This is a genomic window from Dyadobacter endophyticus, from assembly GCF_014641595.1.
GTDB lineage: Bacteria > Bacteroidota > Bacteroidia > Cytophagales > Spirosomataceae > Dyadobacter > Dyadobacter endophyticus.
The window spans coordinates 354,244-376,792 of record NZ_BMIA01000001.1 but is presented as its reverse complement, the minus strand read 5'-3'; the positions used below and the strand labels follow the sequence as shown (position 1 = coordinate 376,792).

The 22,549-nt window shown below is 49.4% G+C and carries 10 protein-coding genes; all 10 read right to left on the bottom strand.

Annotated features, from left to right (window positions below; all coding sequences use genetic code 11):
- Positions 1–43: 43 nt before the first annotated feature.
- Complete coding sequence (locus IEY24_RS01605) at positions 44–2,371, bottom strand: RICIN domain-containing protein (protein ID WP_188928017.1); 2,328 nt, start codon at positions 2,369–2,371, stop codon at positions 44–46.
- A gap of 134 nt (positions 2,372–2,505) precedes the next feature.
- Complete coding sequence (locus IEY24_RS01600; protein WP_188928015.1) at positions 2,506–3,396, bottom strand: hydroxypyruvate isomerase family protein; 891 nt, start codon at positions 3,394–3,396, stop codon at positions 2,506–2,508.
- 58 nt (positions 3,397–3,454) lie between these two features.
- Positions 3,455–5,584, bottom strand: coding sequence for a glycoside hydrolase family 44 protein (locus IEY24_RS01595; protein WP_188928013.1), 2,130 nt, complete (start codon positions 5,582–5,584; stop codon positions 3,455–3,457).
- A 76-nt stretch (positions 5,585–5,660) separates the two neighbouring features.
- On the bottom strand, positions 5,661–6,851 hold the full coding sequence (locus IEY24_RS01590; protein WP_188928011.1) for an IPT/TIG domain-containing protein: 1,191 nt from the start codon (positions 6,849–6,851) through the stop codon (positions 5,661–5,663).
- 12 nt (positions 6,852–6,863) lie between these two features.
- Positions 6,864–8,441 (bottom strand): RagB/SusD family nutrient uptake outer membrane protein, encoded by a 1,578-nt coding sequence (locus IEY24_RS01585; protein WP_229221150.1) that lies wholly within the window; start codon positions 8,439–8,441, stop codon positions 6,864–6,866.
- A gap of 90 nt (positions 8,442–8,531) precedes the next feature.
- Positions 8,532–11,672 carry a SusC/RagA family TonB-linked outer membrane protein gene (locus IEY24_RS01580; protein WP_229221139.1) on the bottom strand — a complete coding sequence of 1,047 codons (3,141 nt, stop codon included), beginning with the start codon at positions 11,670–11,672 and terminating at the stop codon, positions 8,532–8,534.
- 251 nt (positions 11,673–11,923) lie between these two features.
- Positions 11,924–16,024, bottom strand: a complete 4,101-nt coding sequence (locus IEY24_RS01575; RefSeq protein WP_188928007.1) for a hybrid sensor histidine kinase/response regulator transcription factor — start codon at positions 16,022–16,024, stop codon at positions 11,924–11,926.
- A gap of 92 nt (positions 16,025–16,116) precedes the next feature.
- Positions 16,117–20,124: a fibronectin type III domain-containing protein gene (locus tag IEY24_RS01570; protein WP_188928005.1), complete on the bottom strand. Its 4,008-nt coding sequence runs from the start codon at positions 20,122–20,124 to the stop codon at positions 16,117–16,119.
- A gap of 342 nt (positions 20,125–20,466) precedes the next feature.
- Complete coding sequence (locus tag IEY24_RS01565; protein WP_188927999.1) at positions 20,467–20,679, bottom strand: hypothetical protein; 213 nt, start codon at positions 20,677–20,679, stop codon at positions 20,467–20,469.
- A 75-nt stretch (positions 20,680–20,754) separates the two neighbouring features.
- On the bottom strand, positions 20,755–22,542 hold the full coding sequence (locus IEY24_RS01560) for a RagB/SusD family nutrient uptake outer membrane protein (protein WP_188927997.1): 1,788 nt from the start codon (positions 22,540–22,542) through the stop codon (positions 20,755–20,757).
- Positions 22,543–22,549 lie beyond the last annotated feature (7 nt).

Genomic DNA, 22,549 nt, shown 5'->3' with positions numbered 1-22,549 from the left:
GGCCATAAAGGCTCATGAACGTACCGGCCTATGTTGGCAATTTTTACTTTTTAAATACTTTAATCGATTTTGACCAGGTTAAGCCTTTTAGGTGAACTATGTATAAGCCTGGCTTCAAAGCAGTGCCAAGCGTCACCGTCTTGGCGTTACCTGAATGCTTGGTCGTTTCGACTACATTTCCAGCTGAGTCGAAAAATACAACTTCTAGCGGCTCACCCGAATCCGGCACATCAAGCTTGAAATTAGAGACAAAAGGATTTGGATAAGCATTCATCTTTAGGCTACCGGGTTCTCGCGTCGCGACGTTTTCCTCGACCAGGTAACGACGCGCTCCGTTCTGGGAATTTGCCGTCGTGGTTATCGACCACTGCTGGTTTGAGCTGCTGCTTGTCTGCCATTGGCCCAGGTCCACGCCATTCTGTGATTGGCCCAAACCGTCGATGTACAGCCCGGTCGCCCGGTTTTTCAATTTGACATAGCTGCCTGCGGCTTCCTGCGTCCATTGCTGATTGAAACTGCTGCTGCCGGCTTTTTGGACAACTGCCGTGCCATTAACCGAGCTTCCATTCCCGTCCAGATACAAGCCTGAAGCCCGGTTTTTAAGTTTAAAATAGCTTCCGGCCGCTTCAATAGTCCATTGTTGTGCTGTACTGCCGCTGGAATTCCACTGGCCAGCCAGCGAACCATCCGAGAACCGATACAGCCCGTCCATGAGCAGGCCGGTAGCCCGGTTGACCAGCGTGACATACGAACTGGCCGGAGCTTTCAGGAGAATGGCCGTCGTGGAAAGTGCCGGAACCGTGACCGTTAGCGAGTTTGAATTCACGGCAACAGTGCCTTGTTGCAATGCATTTTGCGTGTGCGACACGAACGTCTCTGTTGCCGGTAGGGAGGCCAAACGCAACGTTTGGTAATTTCCGTTGGCTACATTGAAGTTGCTCAGATTGATCGTAACCGTACGGGAAGCGCTCATGTCACGGTTTACTAGCATCACCGTCAGAGAGTCTGCATTTTCATTCACCGACGAGTAAGCAGAAACCGTATTCTCAAGGGAAGAAGTGCTGGATACACTGTATTTTTTCGCGTTCCGGCTGAACAGGTGTAGTGTTTCCCACATGCCAACAGACCAGTTCCATGGTGAAAACAGTTCAACACCGCTGTTTGCAAACGTGCCCAGGTGCGAAGCATAAATGACCGATTCCAGGCTTGGGTTGCTGCTGGACATGGTCCCCCATTCGCTAACACCGGGTGTAATGCCATGGTTTGCGCCGAAATGCTCCGTTAGCCAGCCATCGATACGCTTGAAAATGTATTGTTTGGTAAGGGAGGCATCCCACCCGCCGGTACTGGTCTTGATCCCGTTTGAACCCGGATAGTCATAGGTTTCATCGTAGTAGATCCGGTGCCCCTGCAAGGCCTCTGTATCATTGTTATAAAATGGATAGTTGTGAATATCGAGCACATCCACCAGTTTAATCCCAGTTGCCTTATATTCATCACCGAGGCGTTTGATGAAGTACTCGATCCAGGGATAATACCTACCGTTGATGTATATACTTTCATTAGACCACTTGTACCATTGCCATTCAGAAGTTGTAACGGGCCCGCAAAGTTTGATGCCCGGATTAATCGCCTTTGCCTTCTTGGCTAATTCTATATAGCGGTCCATGAAAGCAGAGGCAGATATCTGTGTAGGCATTGCCCAGTCATGCGTGCCATTCCAGATATCCACCTCGTTATCCATGCTCCAATACTGGAATCGGTTTTGGTTAAACCCTTTACCATTGGCTCCAAACCAGTGATTCAGAATTGCCACTGAGGAATCGGCGGGCCATGGCTTGGAGAATAAATCTTTGTTCCCCTCAACCAGGGCCGCACCTGCGGCGTTAGGATTGGGTGTTCCTCCACCAGCTAGGTTTTGTCCGTAACCATTCCAACCCGGGTGGGCTTGCATGTAATCCCAGTCAGGGAAGTTGTTCTGCCCGCTGGATGCGACTCTGCCCAGTAGCTGAAAAGCAAACATGCCCTGAATGTTGGAAAAGTTGTTATTGATTTTTTGTGCAGAAGCGTCCCAATCCGCACCGTATACATTGTTAAACCAGTCGGGATGAACCGCAAGCTTGGCGCGCCAGTTATATGCGGATGCGTTATTTCCCCCGTTCATACGCGCAAAGCGCAGCCCGGCATCTTTGTAAAACTGGTCTGATTTGTCAAAGCCTTCGTTGCGTCCGTAAATGTAAGGTGAAATCAGTCGCTTGTTCTGAGTCGCGTTCACTGAAATAGTGACGTTTTGTGCGAAGGCCGTGAGCGTTGAGCATAGCAATGCCCATCCCAGGGCCATTTTGGCCAGGTAAAGTACTCTTTTTCCCATCTCGATTTTTTTAGTTGGTTTGCTTTCTCTTTCCTTTTTGAATTATGGGGAGGGTATGCATTCACCAGGATTCCGCTGGCCGGAGTGAAGGCCAGCGGATGGAATTGAAGTTTGTTGACAGCCTGCTAACTGTATCAGGCAATGTCGCAAATGGTAACACCTTGTTTCAGAGAGGCGAGATCGTCGTTACGGCTTGGGATGAACTCCTGGCCAACAAAGCCTGTATAACCCGTATCGGCAATAGCCTTCATAATAGCGGGATAATTCAGCTCTTGCGTATCATCGATTTCATGGCGGCCGGGAACGCCTCCTGTGTGGTAATGCGCGATGTACTTATGGTATTTCCGGATGGTGGCAATGACGTCGCCATCCATGATTTGCATATGGTAGATATCATAAAGCAGTTTGAATTTTTCTGATCCAACCATCTCACACAGCCCCGCGCCCCATTGTGTACGGTCACACATATAATCCTTATGATCTACTTTGCTATTGAGCAGTTCCATCACCAGCGTAACGTTATGTTTTTCAGCAAGCGGCATCAATTTGCGCAGTGCGACGGCACAATTCATCATACCATCTGCATCGCTCATACCACGGCGGTTACCGGAAAAACAAATGATCTGATTGTACCCCGCTGCCTGTACCTTCGGAATGATATCGGTAAAACCCTTGATGAGCTCCTCATGATTCTGGGGGTCATTAAACCCTCTGTCCAGGCTTCTGGTGAGCCCCTCTCCCCATGGAAGCGCGCACGTCAGACCATATTGTTTCAGCACCGGCCATTCCTGCTGTCCGCAAAGTTCTATGGAAGTAAGTCCTATCTTCTTTGCTTCCAATGCAAGCGTTTCCAAGGGAATTTTGCCATAGCACCAGCGGCAAACCGAGTGATTGATTTTTCCGTTGAGTTTCGGGCCCAACGCTTTTTGGGAAGCAGCTATGAGGTTGGTCATCGATAGCGGCAAGCTCAAAGCTCCGGCGACGACATTTTTCAAAGCCGTACGTCTGTTGGTGGTACTTTTCATTTAACTGGTTACAGTTTATGGTTAATCCGGTAATTTTTAATTGTGTACTTCCTCTTACTTATTCTATCACTACTTTAAACGTGTAGGACCCCAGTGAGATCAGGTATAGCCCTTTGGGAAGATGAGCGGTTTCATAGCTACTCGCCGAAAAATCCACTTTGTCATCCACCACCACGCCTGCCATATTGCGGACGATCAATCGCCTTTTGGCAGCAGGCACATCAAAATGCAACACCCCGCTGACCGGGTTCGGGTACACCTCACCCTTGATTCCGGATTCATTTTTCACATTAATACTTTTCGAAAATGTATAGCTTTGATCAATATCCAGCTGTTTTAACCGGTAGTATCCATTCGCAAGCGGTTGTTTATCAACAAACTGATAGTCAACCCTGGCCGACGCGCTAATTTTACCTGGTACGAAACCGATTTTTTCAAACCTTACACCATTCAAACTTCTTTCAATTTCAAATCCCTGGTTGTTTACTTCCTCGGCCGTGCTCCATAGCAATACATTCCCCTCAGATGAAGCCTTTCCCGAAAAATTGATCAATGTAACCGGTAAGGTGGTTTGGTTAGCCAGCAAAATGGCCGTCGTAGACAGTGCGGGAACGGTTATAGTCAGAGAATTTGAATTTACCGCTGCTGTGCCTTCCTGCAAGGCATTCTGTGTGTGCGACACAAATGTCTCCGTTGCCGGCAGCGATGCCAATTGCAATGTTTTGTAGTTTCCATTGGCAATCGTAAAATTGCTTAGATTGACTGTAACGGTGCGGGGAGCATTCATATCACGGTTAACCAGCATCACTGTCAGTGAGTCGGCGTTTTCTGTGACCGAGGAATACGCAGAAACCGTATTATCAAGGGAAGAAGTACTGGCTACACTATACTTTTTGGCGTTTCGGCTGAACAGGTGCAACGTTTCCCACATGCCAACAGACCAGTTCCATGGTGCAAACACTTCGACGCCATGATTTGCAAAAGTACCCAGATGGGAAGCGTAAATAACGGACTCCAGGCTTGGATTGCTACCGGACATGGTGCCCCATTCGCTTACGCCGGGCGTTATGCCGTGATTAGGGCCAAAATGCTCTGTCAGCCAGTCGTCGATACGCTTGAAAATGTATTGTTTGGTAAGGGAGGTATCCCACCCGCCATTCATTGTCCTTATGCCGTTTGAACCCGGGTAGTCATAAGTCTGATCGTAGTAAATCCGGTGGCCCTGCAAGGCGGCGGCATCATCACCGTTGTACCATGGGTAGTTATGAATATCCAGCACATCTACCAGTTTGACTCCGGTCGCTTTGTACTCGTCTCCGAGGCGTTTGATAAAATACTCCATCCAGGGATAGTACCTGCCGTCGATCCATATACTTTCATTGGACCACCTGTACCATTGCCATTCCGAGGTGGTGACAGGGCCACAGATCTTGACATTGGGATCGATCGCTTTCGCCTTCTTCGCCAGTTCAATGTAGCGATCCATAAAGGCAGAGGCCGATATCAAGGTCGGCATCGCCCAATCGTGCGTACCATTCCAGATATCCACCTCGTTGTCCATGCTCCAATAGCGGAATTGGGTTTTGTTAAGTCCTAAACCACCCGTACCAAACCAGTGATCAAGGATCGCCACCGAAGAGTCGGCTGGCCAGGGCTTACTGAACAGATCAATGTTTCCATCAACAAGCGCCTGACTTCCGCCACTTGTGTTGACTTGCCCCCCACCGGCTAGGTTCTGCCCAACCCCCGACCAGTATTGGGACTGGTTGAAAGCCCAATCGTTGAAGTTGTTACTTCCACTGGATGCAACTCTACCCAGCAGCTGAAAGGCAAACATACCCTGCATGTCGGGAAAGTTGGTATTGATTTTTTGTGCTAATCCGTCCCAGTCGGCCGGATATACGTTGTTGTACCAGTCAGGGTGGACCGCAAGCTTTGCACGCCAGTTATAAGCCGATGCATTATTACCTCCGTTCATCCGCGCGAAGCGCAGCCCTGCATCTTTGTAGAATTGCACGGAGTGGTCAAGAAAATCATTTTTCCCATAGATGTTGGGAGATATCAGGCGCTTGTCCTGTGTGGCATTCACCGAAATAGTTACATTTTGTGCAAATCCCTTAATCGAAATACTGCACAAGAATGCACTGACCAGGCACATTTTTGCCTGGTGAAGTACTGGTTTTATCATTTTTAAAATCTTCTGATTGGTTTGTTTTCTCTGTCCAAAGAGCGCCTTAGCCGCTGCTGACCCATGCGGTCATTTATTACTTACGGACATAGTTATGAATAGCCAATTCCGCCTTATTCGGATCCTTGAAAGCGAGCTGCATCCTGTCCTCTTTCAGGCTGATAACATATGCTTTGGACCAAACCTGATCCCTGCCCATATTAAGCGGGACGGCGTCAATGAACGAGATCGTCTTTGTCTTGATATCAAAAAAGTAGCTGCCCAGGAAAGTCCCGCTCCTGGTTATCCCTTTTTGGACAACCTTTACAACAGGCTCGGCCGAACCGGCTTTGATGGCGAATGTCATCGTGCCGTAGTCCTGAACCGCACCCATCCAGCTTTCATAATTCGCATCATACAGCCAGCAATCCCCTCCTGTTTTGGTACACTGATTATCCCAGCCGTAATCGACACCGGAGAAGTACAATGGGCCTTTGAATTTGGCTGAACCACCCTTCGCGTCCAGATCGAGCACCCAGGTTTTTTCTTTACCTATTCCGCCGGCAAGCAATGTAAACAAGGGGTCTTTGTAGTATTCCAGGATAGCGGGGTCAAAAATTCGGATGGAATAATTGATTGTGTCGACTGCTGTGGCATAAGTGATTTTGTTCGCCTGCAAAGGATCGGCTCCGGTGAAATTAGCCGGAACCTTTACGATCACACTCGAATCGGTGTAGACAGCTCCCGCCAAATTAGCGTCCAGACCCTGGAATGCTATTTTAGTCGCGTTTTTTAGGTTATACCCAACGATGTTGATCGTCTGGCCCGGAACGATGGTATTGGTAACAGTATCCCTGGGGGCGGCAGCGTAATTTCTAACCCGCGAAATCATAGGCGCACCGGTGATATTGATTGTGAAAGAAGCCGAGCCACTGCCATTCACCACAGTAACGATATTGACCTTATCTCTGGCCACAGAGTCAAAGGGGATCGCGGGCACCTGTACCACAATGCTTTGAGCAGTAAGTAAGGTATGGTTAATGGTTGCGGGGATACTACCGAAATAGACCTGTGAAACATCTTCCAGGTTATGCCCGAGCACCACTACCCATTGCCCGGCTTCCAATGTTTGCACGATGGTGTCGCCGGGCGATGCGGCATAATTCCGTATTTCGCTGATAACGGGCGGGGATACTTCGTCCTTTTCACAACCAGACATTAAGAATGCAACCGCGGCAAGGCAGCAAAACAGAAGAAAACATGTTCTGTCGTATATGTTCTTTTTCATTTCTCTAAGTTTTTAAAACGAGTAAGGCACCGGAGCTTCCAGCAGTTTGGGATTAGCCGTCACTTCCGGCGAAGGGATCGGGAATTTGAATGTGGTCGTGTTGGCCGGAGTAATGCTTCCCAGCGCGTCGCCTTTTGTCACAACACCCTTGTCATCATAGGTAAACAGGATCCGCTCCTGCTCGTTGAGCTTTTTAATGGCCTTAGGTTCGTTGTAATAAGAAAGCCTGACCAGATCTTCCCAAAAATGCCCTTCGGCCGCCAATTCGACTCTTCTTTCTTTGAACAAGGTTTCAGCGTCAAGGGATGCTACCGGGGCAAGACCTGCCCTTGTGCGCACTTTGTTGAAATACATCAGCGCGTCGGCATTGGTCGTCGAGGTATTGTTGCCCATCACCGCTTCCGCGTAAATTAAGTACACCTCCGCAAGCCTTAGCAATGCATTGTGCTCGGTCGACGATGTCAATGACATCGTCGGAGCGCTGTTATCTACCCTTGTGCCGATGATGTGCTTTTTCAAACCGGTGTTGCCGGAAAATTTATATCCTCCTCCTGCCGCATTCAGCTCGGGATAATAGTCGCCTTTGAGCATGATCGTGGCCTTGCGTCTGAGCGAGTCTCCTCCCAGGTATTGCTTATACAAATCGTAGGTGGGCGATATTGAAAACCAACCGGCCTGCCCGGCGGCTGAAATCTCGGCTCCTCCCGGCGAATAGATTTGGAGCATGTTTCCTTCCAGCCACCCGGCACCCGCAGCCCATTGCAAGGCAAATAAGGATTCCTGGTTATCGTTAAACTGCGTCTTGAAAAGATCCGCATAATTGGCCAGCAGCGTTAGCCCGCTTTGCTTACAGACGTTGCCTGCATGTAACCTGGCACTATCAAGCAGCGCCTGGTTTCGCGGGCCATTGCCTTTTGCATCCAGACCCGCCCAGGTCAGGTACACTTTGCTCAACATGCCTTGTGCAGACCAGGTTGTTACCCTTCCGGCATCTTTGGCCGGGAGGTGTTTCGCAGCGAAAAGCAGGTCATTGGCGGCAAACCGGTAAACATCCTCGACAGTATTGCGGTACACCAATGGAGCATTGATCAGCTTGGTATTGTCTTCTATTATCGGGACATCCCTCCATTGCAGGGCCAGATTATAGTAGGCGTATGCGCGCAAAAATTTTGCCTCGGCAAGAGCTCCGTTCCGGTCTTTTTCAGGAATGGAAGCAGGCGCTTTTTCCTGGATGGCTTTGATGGTAACATTGCAATGTGCGATGATCTTGTACATCGCTTTCCAGCTCGCAATCATAATTTCGTTACTTCCGCTGACGGAAAAAGTATGCAGCTGAACCGCATCCCCCCAGTAATTAACGGCCATGTTGCCGCTCAAAACTTCGCCGATGGGCAAGTAGCAGGTATAATTCCATTCCGCCCACGGCTTACCGCCATACAGGGCAGCCGTCGCCAGTCTGAGGTCATTGGTTGTCTGATAAAAGTTATCGGCACTGATCTGCGACAAAGGCGGACGATCCAAAAAGCTCTCACTGCATCCAGCCATGCACACGCCAGCGAAAAGCAACGCCGTCGCCAGTTTATTTTTCATTTTCATTTCTCAATATTTTAGATTACATCATTTAGAAGTAACAGCGCCAAGGAAATCATTTCAGGCGCTTCTGCACGCATTGATCAGGTGCTATTTGGTCAGCTGCAAACTTGCGCCTACGGTGAACACGCGCGGTTGCGGGTAAAAACCGCTGTCATACCCCGCATTCAATGGGTTCCAGGAGCCAATCTCGGGGTCCATTCCCTTGTACTTGGTGATAAGAAACGCGTTGGAGACGTTCACATAAACCCGCAAGGCGTGAATGTGCGCTTTTTCCAGGAGCTTATCCGGCAGCGTGTAGCCAAGCGAAATGGTTTTGAATCTAATGAAAGACCCATCCTCGACATATTTGTCGGAAGCCCTGGTATTTCCGTTGGTATTGTCATTTCTGATGCCCGGAATATCCGTATCGGGATTCACTACATACACGTTATTGATATCGGTAGCAGGTTTTTCGGGATCGATCAAAGCAGTCTTCGCGTAATTGTTCAGTGCTTTAAGATACCCAAAGCTTGTTCCGGGATACTCGCCGTTCATACGCATTTGATTGAACACCTTGTTGCCGTAATTGCCGGTTAAGAATACGTTCAGGTCAAATTTCTTGTAGGATATCGAATTGTTAAGCCCGAATTGAAACTTGGGGATCGGCGATCCGAGATAGGTCTGGTCGCGCTCATCGATCACCCCGTCGCCATTGATGTCTTTGAACTTAAGATCGCCATACCAGATACTGCCTCCGGCCGCACCGACAGGCAAAGGCACACCGTTCTTTGTGGGCAATGCGTGGGTTTCAAAATCCTCTTTCTTTGCAAAAACGCCGTCTGCCTTGTACCCGTAGAATTGGCCGATCGAGTTCCCAACGATAGTCTGGCTGTACGGCCATCCAACAAGTGAGGCGCCGTCGGTATTCAGTTTCAATACCTTGTTGACATTGCGTGATACCGTCAGATCGGTTTTCCAGGTAAGCTCTTTTCCTTGAATGTTGGTCGAGCTGATTTTAAAATCAAATCCCTTGTTGCTGATCGTTCCTACATTGACATAAGGGGCATCCAGCGCGCCCGGAGACCAGCCAACGGCAGTTCCCGAGTAGAAAGGCAACGGAATCTGCATTAAAAGACCATCCGTTTTCCGGTCATAAAAATCGACGGAGAAGTTGAGTCGCCAGGATAGCAATGCGGCGTCGAGACCGATATTGGTATACTTTGTTTTTTCCCACTCCACGTAAGGGTTTCCAATGTTCTCGGTGAGCTGGGATATACCCGACAAACCGGTGGCCACAGTAGCTAACGTGGATGTATATGCAAAGTCCCTGACGTTCTGATTATTGGTCAAGCCATAGCCCACGCGAAGCTTCAACTCGTTGATATCTTTGAAGTTTTTAAAGAAATCCTCATTGTGTAACTTCCAGGCCACCGCGCCCGAATAGGTGGTTACCCACCGGTTTCCAGCGGCAAATCTGGAAGAGCCGTCGGCGCGGACATTGCCTGTTATCAGGTATTTGTCAAACAATCCCAGGTTCAACCGGCCAAAGTATGATTCCTGGGCATTCTGGCTTTTCGAACCGGAGTTGGTTGCCGAGGTCGGATCGCCGCTGTTGATAACCTGCACATTATTGGAGGGAAAATTATTGCGGCTTGCGCCTACATTTTCGCCCTTGCTCAACTGCGCTTCGTGTCCCACCATCACATTGGCATTATACCGGTCGTTGAACGTATGCGAATAAGTGAGGTAATTTCTGACGGTTGTATAAATGCTTTGATTGTAATTGTATGAGGCGCTGTTACTGTTGTTCTTTACAAGCCCCATCGTGTAGCTTGGATTAAATCTATCCTCTGTGCCCATCGAAAAGCTTCCTGTTACCTCGTTTCTCAATGTGAGCGATTTGCTGAAAGCGATCTCGGCATAGGCGTTTCCAAATAGCTGATTCCTGTTGGCCTGATCCTTGTTGATAGTCGCCACAGCGAGCGGATTGATCGTGCTGTTCACCCAACCGTTAGGGTTATACGCGCCCCCCCAGCTACCGTCCGAATTTTTGACTGCGATGTCGGGCGTTTGACTGAGCGCGGAGTTGATGACATTTGAACTGGTCGCGTTTACATTCTCACGGATATTGGCAAGTTGGAGGCTGGTGCCAATCTTCAACCAATTGGTCGTCTTGTTATCCAGGTTTAGTCTGACGGATATTCTTCTGAAATCAGAGCCCGTAGCAATTCCTTCCTGCTTAAAATACGAACCTGAAAGCAGGTATTGCGTTTTGACATCCCCACCGTTGATCGTGACGGTATGGTTAGTCATGGGTGCATTCTTAAATAACACTTTTTGCCAATTTGTACCTTCCCCCAGGTATTGAGGATTCGCAAATTCGGGCCGCGTGTCAAAGCCCCAGCCCAAACCGGCGTTCCGCTCGTTGATGAAGGTGGCATATTCCCGTAAATTCATGGTAGGAATTCTCTTTGGCAGCTGCTGAAAACCCGTGTAGAAATCATAAGAGATCCGCGGAGGTGTTACCGCGCCTCGCTTTGTTGTAATGATCACTACGCCGTTCGTAGCCTGCGAGCCATAAATAGCGGTAGCAGACGCATCTTTCAGTACGTCGACAGACTCGATTTCCGATGGGTTAATGGCTGCCAACGGGTTAGTACCAGCGCCCATCGAGGAGGCTCCGCCCAGGATCACGCCGTCGATAACATACAATGGCCCGCCCGATCCGAAGGAAGAAATCCCTCTGATCTGTACTGAAACGCCTCCGCCAGGTTGGCCCGATACCTGCTGTACCACCATACCCGCCACTTTTCCCTGTAATGCCTGATCGAAGGTGACCGGATTTGTCTTACGGATTTCAGCGCCGCTAACCGAGGATATGGACCCTGTAACATCTTTCCTTTTGGATTCTCCATACCCGATCACTACGACTTCGGAAAGCGTAGCAATATCGGGCTGAATGGTAATATCGAAACGGGTCTTATTGCCCACCGGAATTTGCTCTGACAGGTAGCCGATAAAGGATATTTTGAGGACATCCTCAGGTGCAGCCTGGATAACAAAGTTTCCCTCCGGGTCGGTTGAGACTCCCATTGTGGTTCCTTTTAGCAGGATGGTCACACCGGGCATCGGACTTCCCGTTTCGCTTTTCACCGTTCCTGACACAGGCTGTCGCTGCGCGTGGGCCATGATACACGAGAACAAAATAAGCGCAGTAATACAGAAGCATCTGTAAATTTTCTTCATCATTGATTTGCCTTAAGTACGTTACACAATGTGATTTAAAACGGATTCCCTCAATCATAATAGTCCTGGGGTAGGCGCGCCACGTACCTTATCGGACTAGCATAATAACAGGGATTGTTTGCATCAAAGGTAGAGCACCAACGGGCTTCGGAGGGGTATGAATTAGTCCGAATGAGGGGGATAAAAAGTCCAGAATGGTATTAAAAAGCCAAAAAACTGAAAAAAATTGATTTTTAACCGACACCGGTTTTGCCTCAGTTTTTACCAGCTGCCCTTTTACCGGATGAGTATGCGGACGGCAGCACTTCATAAAACTCCTTGAAGTAGCGCGCGAAATATTTGGGGTTGTTAAAACCGACTTGGTAGGCAATTTCAGCAACCGAAAGCTGGCTTTTCTCCAATAGCTGCGCAGCATGCTGCAACCTGATATCGCGGATCACTTCAAGCGGAGATTTCCCGGTGAGGGTCTGGACCCTCTTGAAAAATTGTGAGCGGCTCACGCCCATTTCGCGCGCAAGATCGATAACCGTAAATTCAGCATTGGAAATATGTTTCTCTATCACCTGAACCATATCCCGGAGAAATTGCTGGTCCAATGGCGTGATTGGAATTTCACTAGCCTTAACTCCATTTTTGGGCGCGAACAGGGCCCGCAGATTTTGGCGTGAGGAGATCAGGTTCTCTATCCGCGATTCGAGCACCTGAAAGTTGAATGGCTTGGGAATGTAATCATCGGCTCCCGCTTTAAATCCTTCGAGGAATTGTTCGTCCTCCGATCGTGCGGTAAGTAAAATGACCGGCGTATGGGAAATCCGCTGATCCGACTTTACCATTCTGCACAAGTCGAGCCCATTCAGACCAGGCATCATAATATCTGTCACAATCAGGAGCGGACGTTGAGCCAGAGCCTTGTCCCACCCCTGCTCACCGGTTGCAGCCTCAATGACCGAATAGGATTGCTTCAAGTTGTCTTTGAGGTAGAACCTAAAATCTTCATTGTCCTCGACCAGTAAAATGAGCGGTTTCCCTACCGGCTCCTGTTCTGTTTGAAGCTGATCGGTCGGCGCAGTGGTTCGGGCGTTCTCGGCTATGACTTCATGCACTGACTGGTTGAGTTTCTTCAAAGAAAGCTCCACCACAAAACAGCTTCCTTTCCCCACTTCGCTCTCCACCCGGACAGAACCGCCGTGAATACGCACGAATTCGCTGGTAATAGCCAGTCCGATACCACTGCCCTGGTTGATGATTGAATTCGGCAGATCACTTTGAAAATACCGCTCGAAGATCAGCTCTTGTTTTTCGGCAGGTATCCCAATGCCCGTGTCTTCTACTCTGATCTCCACCGTGTGACTCTCGCCGGCATCCTGAACGTTGACCCTTACTGATACGTCGCCCGGACCGAGCGTAAACTTTATGGCGTTAGAGAGCAGGTTAAATAGGATCTTTTCGAGTTTGTCATGGTCAAACATCGTTTCCAGTACCGGGATGTTTGAATGAAAGGTGAGCCGGATATCCTTTTTCTCAGACAGATCAGAGAATGAATAGACCGTATTTCTAATGAACCGGACGATTTCGCCTTCTGAGGGATGAAACCTGATTTCGTTCACTTCCAGTTTTCGGAAGTCGAGCAGCTGGTTGACAAGATTCAGCAATCGCTTCGCGTTTCTTTGGATCAGATCAAAATGCTTTTGATCCTGACTGTCCATGGCCTTCTCACTAAGCTTTTCGATCGGGGAAAGGATAAGGGAAAGTGGCGTGCGAAGTTCGTGGCTTACATTGGTAAAAAACTTTGTCTTTAACAGGTCCAGCTCCTGGGAACGCCTCGCCTCTTCACGTGTCTGCATGATCGCAAACTTCATCCTTTCCCTCTCCTGGATGAGCCTGCGTGTTGCCAGCAGAAGCAAAACCATACCCAGCACATAAAGGGCATAGGCGATTGGCGATTTCCAGAAAGGCGGAAGCACCTTGATGGGAAGTGCTATGCCTTCTTTATTCCAAAGCCCATCGTTGTTGGATGCAACCACACGAAAAACGTAATCGCCGGCGTCCAGATTGGTAAAGGTAACTTTCCGGTTGCCTGCGTCGGTGACCAACCAATCGTCATTGAAGCCTTCCAACTTGTACTTGTACTGATTTTGGGCGGCCTGGATAAAACCCAGGGCGGCAAACTCGATAGAAAAGACATTATCACTCGCCGGCAGCACAATGGAAGGCTTCGTTGTGATGGAGGTGGGAAGGACCGACTTCCCATGAATTGTGGGACGGATACTTCGGTTAAACAGCTGAAAATCGGTAAATACCAATCGGGGCACAACCTTATTTTCACCCAGGTCTCGCGGCTTGAATATGTTGAAACCGTTGGCGCCGCCAAAAATCAATTCTCCATTGCGTGTTCTGAGAGCGGCATCCTCGGTGAATTGCCTCCCCTGCAACCCATCCATCTCCGAATAATTGCGGAAGCTGACCTGCAAGCCTGCCTTTCCCGAAGCAATGGTTGCGCGTGAAAGTCCGTTTGGGGTACCCAGCCACAGCCGCCCCTGGTCGTCTTCCAGCATCGACAAAATGGCGTTGTGCGGGAGTCCGTGCTTTTCGGTGTAATTGGCGAAGGTGTTGGTTGCTGGCTGCCACAAGCTAAGTCCTCCTCTTGTTCCTATCCATATCCGCCCGTTCGAATCTTCCAGTATGCCAAAGACGTCGTTGCTGGCAATGGAGTTGGTTTTATTCTTCTCCGTTTCAAAATGGATCATCGCGCCCGACGACCTGATCAACATGTCTATCCCGGTGGAGGTCCCAAACCACATATTACCTTTCGAATCTTCAAAAATGGTAGGAACATAGGTGGAGTAAAGTGCCCGCTGTTTGGGATGATGATACCTGGTGAAGCTTTCTGTATTTGGATTAAACAAACACAGGCCTCCGTCGAGGGTGCCGATCCAGAGTTGTTGCTGCGAGTCCTCAAATAGCTCCCAGACGCTCCTGCCCGAAAGGCTTTTCGCCTGGGCAGGGTTATGCTGGTACCGTTTGAATTTCTGTCCGTCAAAACAGTTCAGTCCGCCAAGAAACGTCCCTATCCACAGTCGATTTTTATGATCGAGGCACAAACTGACGATGACATCGTTGCTCAGGCTTCGCGGGTCGTTCGGATTATGCCGATAAGTCGTAAATTTTCCCGTTTGCCGGTCAAAATAGGTCAGTCCTCCCCCATTGGTTCCAAGCCACAGATTACCTTTGGCATCCTCGACAAATGCGTTGATGTCCTCAAAAGGCAGGCCGGCAGGCTTGCTGTACCGGTTGATGAGCGGGAAGCGCTTGATGTTTCTATGAAAATAATCCAGGCCGCTCTTGAAGGTTCCAACCCAGATTATGCCCTCCTGGTCTTTAAGCAATCTGGTCACCGAATTATGGCTCAGCGTGTGGTCATTTTCCACCGCATGCTTGATATTGGTCACAGATAGCTTCCCCTTGTTCAACACGTCGATACCGCTTTGGCCATTGGAGATCCAGATATCACCATTTTGATCCTCTATTACATCGGTTACCATATCTGAGCTTAGGCGCGGGCTTCCAAAGGTCTTCCCAAAATAATGGATCTTGCCCTGCCGTCTGTTCCAATAGGCGGCACCCATGTCATAATTGGTCGGATGCACCCAAATGTCCCCATCCCTGTCCACCATCAGCAGGCAATGTAGCAGATCCTGCTTCCGGACCCTTCTGTCGCGAAAGAAATTGAGCCTTTTAACCACCCTCACACCCTGCCTTTCAAGAATTATATTTTCGACCAGCCCACTGGAATGTACCAGCCAATAAGTACCATCCGGGTGCGGTGCAATGTTCGTGACGTCGTTGCTGGAAATAGAAGAAGTATCCCGGTCAAGATGCTTAACAGAAAAAGCCTTTCTGCTCTTCTCATTGTAGCAGACCAGTCCCTGGTTCTGGATGATAAACCAATAGTTACCCTTGTTGTCCGAAATAACAGTTTGCAGGTTCTCCGGCTTATGAATGGAATACGCCTGAAAACCCTTCAAAGGCCGCGAGAAGGTTTCTGTTGCCGGGTCATAAACGCACGGGCCAATGGTGGTAAGAACGCCCATTTTCCCGCCAGGCATTTTGAATAGCTCGGCAACATCGTCGTGAAAAAGGGAAGTAGAATCAGACGGATCGTTACGAAATACTTTGATCGTGTAGCCGTCAAAGCGGTTGAGCCCCGATTCGGTACCAATCCAGACAAAACCCGTTTCGTCGCGATAAATGGCTCTTACATGGGCATGGGAAAGCCCCTGGCGGGCGTCGATGTGAACAAACCGACGCTCCTGCCCGGACGATCTAAATGCGGTGTGAATCAGTAAAAACATCATCAGCAACCGGACACCCTTCAATAAATTTGATCGCTTTACCACTAAATTTCGAGATCAGAAACCTACTTTTAATTTGCAGCCACCCGCTGCAACTAGTTAACTTTCATAATCTTACCTACCGCAGATTCGCCATTTTTCAGCCTAAACTGCAACAGATATTGCCCCACGGGATAGGCTTTCATATCAAACTTGTTTGTTTTTAAAACATGGGTAGATATCACCTTCCCTGCCCGATCAACAACCCGCAAATCCACTACCTGGCTCCAATCAGGAAACGAAAAATTCACCTCACTGACAACTGGATTCGGATAAGCAATAAGCAATTTTTTGGTTGAAAAATGAACATTTTCAATGCGGCTGTAATCGGTTTCTCCGTTTAGGTCGATTTGTTTTAACCGGTAGTAATTGATACCAGCGACCGGGTTCGAATCCCTGAATTTGTAATGTAAAACATCGGAGCTTTTGCCCTCACTGCCCGCAGAAGCAATAAATCCAATGCGCTTCCAATGCAACGCATCCGATGAGGCCTGCACTTCAAAACCCGCCGAACCGCTTTCACTTGCTGTGGTCCACGATAAGTTTATAGCGTCCCTGTCCTGCTCTGCCTTAAACCCGACCAGCCGGACAGGGAGCGGGTTGGGAATTTCTCCGGATAATTGCAGCTGATCGATATAGAATACCTGACCTAATGCACTACTGCCATTCTGAATGGTGACCCTTTGGACCATATCCGCCATCACCCGGGCATTTTCCGATCCAAGGCGGGCTGTGGTATTCAGGGTAAGTTCAGACCACGGGATGATCACTTTTGTCCACACATGCAAAGGCACTTCGATCTGCTTGATGCTGCTGGCCGGTACGCCACCGCCTGTACTTTCTGTATAAACGCGTAATTTGACCGTAGTCCCTTCCGAGGCTGTTTCTGCGAATATCCAAAACGAAATCCCGCCTTTGTAACTGCTGATATCCAGTGCCGAACTGTTGTAAAAACTGAGCGCTCCCCATGTTTCGGTGGGAGTTACCTTCAACGATTTGGTCCCCACTTTCACCTGGGCAGTACTGCCTGCGTCCTGTGTTACCGCATAAGACCAGTTTGACCATCCTGTTTGAAGCGCATCCCCATAAATCACCTTATCGGGATTTACGGCAACAGGTGGAAGCTCGGCCAGCAATTTGATAGCATCAAAGTTGACAACAACCCCGCCTGTACCCCCCGTTTCCTGAAACAACACCGACTTAACCTGACCGGGGTTACCCAGATCCGCCCACGAGATTTTAAAGTAGGTCCACGCTCCTGCCGGCACCGAGATGGATTTGGAAGTACTGGCCACATCGGAGGCATTGGTGGTCAGCACATTCAATTCTACCCCGGCGCTGCCCTCCGCATAGGCCCAAAAGCCGATACCTTCCGGATAGGTTACCGTCGAAAGTGCATTGGCCACATCCGTTACAGATAATCTGAAACCCTGCCAAGCACCGGTGTAGCTCACCTTATAGGCTTTGCTACCCACTTTGACAGGTGAAGTACTTGCCACATCTTTCACGCCCGCCCAGGAATTCCAGTCGTTCCATCCCGCCAGGATCTCTTCATCGTATAACACTAGGTCCGGCGTTGGCGCATTGCTGGTGGTAACGGCCAATAATACGCTAAAATCGGAGGTGTTGCCGGCAGCATCCTTCGCTTTCACGGCCATATTGTAAATGGTATTGCCCGAAAGTCCGGATACGGCAAAATTAGTAGCGGCCGTTTCGCCAATTTTCACACCGTTTCTGTAAATATTATACCCGGTGACCCCTACATTGTCCGTTGAACCGGTCCAGGATAGCACAAAACTTGTCTGCGTAATGCTGGCTGGCGAGAGATTAAGGGGCGTTGAAGGCGCCTGGCTATCGCCACCGGTTTGTGCTACGGTGGTGGTCGCATACACCACACCCCTGCTATTGGTTGCCAAATACACCCTGCCGTACATATTAGGGTCACCGGTGATATCATTGATATTCCCATACTGATGCTGGGAATCGTTGATACGCACCCAGGATGAACCCACGTCATTGGAACGATAAAAACCGTAAACACCTTCCGCGAAACCCACCATGTAGACCGCGGGATGACTGCTACCGTTGGCCGCTTTGCCAAAACCAACCTTCGAAGCGCTGTTTATGCCTGCTACCTGGGTATAGTTAGCACCGCCGTCAGTGGAATAATAAAGTCCGGCCGTATTGCAAATCCACAGCTCCCCCTCGATTCCCGGCACCGCTTTGATGCCTGTTTTCCATAACTCCCAGCTGAATGCCGTAGGAAGCCCGGAGGAGGCAAGTGAAAAAGTCACGCCACCGTCTGTACTGCGGTAAATTTTCCCTGCTTCGGCATCATAACCGTAAAACTTAACGGGATTCACCCGGTCGGCTACTGGTTTGATGCCAGCTGGAAGGCCCGACGCTGCCGTCCAGGAAGTTCCGTTATTGGTTGAATAAAACGCAGCAGCGTTAGCAGGCTGCCATACCAAGGTATTGCCATCAGAAGAGATCGCTATGTTTCCAGCACCCGTTGTACCCGCCGGGAAGCTACCAAATGCGGTCCAGTTCACTCCCCCATCGGTTGAATAGGCGCCATAATTTCCTGAAACATTGTTATGAACCCTTACGAGTTTACCGCCAACCTGCTCGGCGTAGGCAATGGAGGTGTTGGTGCCATAATGTGGTGATAGTCTTCCCGAAGGCGGAGATTGATCCAGATTTGTTTCGTGTCGGAAACCGTCAATATCGCCCATCGCGCTCACCAGCAGCGGGCCGGCAGCCGGACTTGCCAGTTCGAGCACAACGGTTTCTTCGATGCCCTTCACCTTGAAGTTCCATGTGGGGACCGAGGCCGTGATATTCTCAGAATTGAAAACGCCATACCCTGTAATAAACCATGCATTGTTCTCATCGAAAGGATCTATGTCCACATCACCAATCCAGTGAGGTGTGGAAGCTGCACCGTAAGGCGCATCCGTGTAGGTGTATCCGGCGCCGTTGAGACGCGTCTGCCAGCTCACACCGCCGTCGGTACTTCTGTAAATTTCATCTCTGGGAGACCATCTGTCAAGTGTGCTCACTATTACCACGTCAGGGTTACTGGCCGAAACGCTTATTCCGGCATACCCTCCCTGGTCGGTGTGCGGACTTGGCGTAATTTCCGTCCAGCTACCCGAACCTGTGGCGTATTTGAAAACGGCGCCCGCCGTGGCTCCATTGGGGCCAGCTCCGTTGGCATAAGCAATGTACAGGGTACCGTTGGATGCCAACGTGGCATGATGCGGCATGTAGTCGGTGGTGGCGCCAGCGACGGGCGACCAGCTTTGGCCGCCATCGGTAGAGCGGTAAAGATTCGACGTTCCGGTAACGGCCACCCCGACATATATGGTCTGACTGGCAAGGCCAGCACTACCACTGGTTTTATCAAAAAGTACAAATGAGATCCCTCCGGATGAAATGGCTGAGGAGCTCACCGGGAAGCTATTGACTTTGGCCCAGCTTGAACCAGAATTTACACTTTTCCATAACCCGTCTGTGCTAGATCCCAGAAACAACGTGCTCCCCAGGTTTGGGTCCACCTGCAACCGTTCCCCCATGGTGCGCCCGTCTTCGTTACCTCCAATTTTTATGCTCAGCGGACTTCGCGTCCAAGTATTTCCCTTATCAGAAGATGCATAAACAGCGCCCGTCCCGGCCCAGGACTGTGTATATAAACCAGTTAAAATGTATACTTTATTGGCATCACCCGGATCAGGCGCGATGCTTAGCACCCCCATATCGTCGGCTGTATTGTTTCCCGCAAACTCGGTGATGGGTATCCATTCCTGAGAAGCCTGGTCCCAGCGGTAGGCGCCGCCCACGTCGGTCCTGGCATAAACCAGGTTTTGCTCGGCGAGGCTGTATTCGACCCCCGATACCAATCCCCCACCACCCATGCGCACATTTTTAAAAGTGTGTACTTGGGAAATCTGCGCAAAAGCCGGAACAAAAGTCCAGAAAAGCAGCATCGAGCTAAGGACAAGAAAATGGCGGCTTTGTCCGGCTATCGATAGGAACATCTGTCTGGTAATTGTTTTTTTCATAAAAGTTAATTTTCATTTTACACAGATAAACAATTGCAGAAATTCCAGGGATAATCATAGATGGGGGGCAGACACCTTCTTTTTATCCAAAAATTTCTTGGACAAATTTAGAAATGGTCAACTTGGCGGAGGGGTATGTTTTGTTTCCAATTAGGGGTGCAAATGTTGCCTGCTACCGTTATTTTGTCGGCTTCTACGGAGTTTCTGGCGCGGCCTATCGCTGCAACCGGTCAGATCTTCCGTTCACAGCTGCCAAATTTCGAAGCTGATTCAGCGGCAGTACGGATCAGCTGTGAGGCTTTTTTGTACACCCGCCCGGACTTTTCAACCCCTTTATTGGGACTAATCCATACCCTCCGCAGCCAGCCGGCAGCCTACCTTGAATGTAGTTGGTCGTTGCAATGAGAAGTGTTCCGCATTGACCTGACTAAAATCGACGCGGTGGGTAATGTAGGTTGTCGGATCGGTCACCATGGTGGGCAATGTCGCCCTTGGTAATATATCGCTGCATAGCGATGGGTAGCTAGCATCCTTAGGCAAGGCAGAATTGATCATTACGGCAATAAGTTGCCAGCCGGGAGAGAAAATAAATGCCGGTCTGTGACCGGCATTTATTTTTATGTACTTTCATTAATACCCCGGATTCTGAATAAGCTTGCTGTTCTTATTCATCTCATCCAGTTTAATAGGGAGGAAATAATTCCTATCCACCCATTTACGTTCCTGAACTTCTATGATCTTATAAGTCGCTTTTGCGGCGGTTGTCTTATCGGGATTTAACTTGTAAGTCGGTTCAACGCCGCGTGCGTTGGAATAAATCTGGGGAGCGATCATCCAGCGGCGAACGTCGAAAAAGCGCTGCTCTTCGTAAGCCATTTCAATGCGGCGCTCATTTTGATAACGTTTCATCAGCGCTGCGCCGGTTTCAGTAATTTCAGGCATTGCAGCTCGTTTACGGATCATGTTCAGATACTTTTTAGCTTCGGCTTCTTCACCCAGATTGATACATGCTTCTGCATAGTTGAGCAAAATCTCTGTATACCTGATAAATCTCCACGGCACCTCAGATCTGAAAAACTGGGCGTCCACCGCAGGATCCATAAACTTTTTCAGATAATATCCTGAATAGGTCCCGTTCCAGTCTTCGATAGGCCCTTTTCTGGTGTCAAGCCCCGCCACAACTTCCACTTTTGAAGTAGTGGCGTTCCATTTTTCCCAATAACCTGTTTGAATGATACCTTTGGGATCTTTGTCAATCACATCAGCCGGACGTTGTCTCCATGGTGCGCCTTCGAATAAAATGTCCGAATAGAAACGCGAATCGCGCCCAACATACGGATCTGCGGCATGCGCCGGGTTCGACCACGAAAATTTAGTACCGTCCTTCATTTCATAATCATCGGCCAGCTGGCCAAGTGGTGTATTTCCACCCCAGTTATGATAGCCATTAGGGCCATTGGAACGTCCCGGCCAGGCACCGTCGTTGTCCAGTTTTGCCAGGAAGAAACGTACATGTATGTCCTCAGGCGATTGTTTGGAAACGAACATGTCAGCTCTGTTTTTTGAAGCTTCGGCCAGTGTCGCCGGATTGGGTGCGTTCAGACTGTAAATGTTCAGGTCCATAACGGCCTTGGCAGCATCTTTGGCTGCTTTCCATCTTGCAGCACGGTCACCACCCTTATAACCGATCAACTCCGGATTGGCATAACCGGCCGACCAGGTTGGATTGGCATACAAATCACTGGCCGCATACAACAGCGTACGTGCTTTCAGTGCCAGGGCAGCCCCCTTGGTGGCGCGGCCCGCATTAGCAGCAGACTGCGTTAGAGGAAGCAAAGCAGCAGCTTTATCACATTCATCAGCGATAAACTTGATACACTCTTCATAGGTGTTACGGGGCATTGAATATTCTTCGCCGAGGCCATACGCCTGCGTAACCAGCGGTACGCCACCATAAACCGATACCAGATTGTGATACAGATAGGCCCGGACAAAATGCTCTTCGCCCATGTACATGTTTTTCGTAGCAGCATCCAGCGTTGTTGCATCGTCAATCTTGCTGAAAAACAGGTTTGTTGCGCGGATATTTTTGTAAACATTGTCCCAGACAAAATATCCGGCCCGGTCATAAGCCCAGTCATTGATATCACTGGCATTGATAAGGCCTTTGGTCACGTTTACAACAGGTCCCCAAACAGCCATGGATTCATCGCTGTAAGTAGAGAACATCACGTTGTTGAAACCATGGCCCAGTCCCCGGTAGGTATTATTGATAAACGTTTGGATCAGTGCGGGATCACTCCATACTGCGGTTTCTGAAAACTGGTCCTGTGGCTGCTTGTCAAGAAAATCTTGATTACAGGAAGTCAGATTGCCAATGCTCAGCGCAACTGTTAAAAAAGCTACAATCTTTTTCATATATAAT

Bases quoted from the DNA above. Each gene is read 5' to 3' on its own strand.
- IEY24_RS01600 (WP_188928015.1), bottom strand. From the start codon at position 3,396: ATGAAAAGTACCACCAACAGACGTACGGCTTTGAAAAATGTCGTCGCC.
- IEY24_RS01590 (WP_188928011.1), bottom strand. From the start codon at position 6,851: ATGAAAAAGAACATATACGACAGAACATGTTTTCTTCTGTTTTGCTGC.
- IEY24_RS01605 (WP_188928017.1), bottom strand. From the start codon at position 2,371: ATGGGAAAAAGAGTACTTTACCTGGCCAAAATGGCCCTGGGATGGGCA.
- IEY24_RS01560 (WP_188927997.1), bottom strand. From the start codon at position 22,542: ATGAAAAAGATTGTAGCTTTTTTAACAGTTGCGCTGAGCATTGGCAAT.
- IEY24_RS01580 (WP_229221139.1), bottom strand. From the start codon at position 11,672: ATGATGAAGAAAATTTACAGATGCTTCTGTATTACTGCGCTTATTTTG.
- IEY24_RS01585 (WP_229221150.1), bottom strand. From the start codon at position 8,441: ATGAAAAATAAACTGGCGACGGCGTTGCTTTTCGCTGGCGTGTGCATG.
- IEY24_RS01570 (WP_188928005.1), bottom strand. From the start codon at position 20,124: ATGAAAAAAACAATTACCAGACAGATGTTCCTATCGATAGCCGGACAA.
- IEY24_RS01595 (WP_188928013.1), bottom strand. From the start codon at position 5,584: ATGATAAAACCAGTACTTCACCAGGCAAAAATGTGCCTGGTCAGTGCA.
- IEY24_RS01565 (WP_188927999.1), bottom strand. From the start codon at position 20,679: ATGATCAATTCTGCCTTGCCTAAGGATGCTAGCTACCCATCGCTATGC.
- IEY24_RS01575 (WP_188928007.1), bottom strand. From the start codon at position 16,024: ATGATGTTTTTACTGATTCACACCGCATTTAGATCGTCCGGGCAGGAG.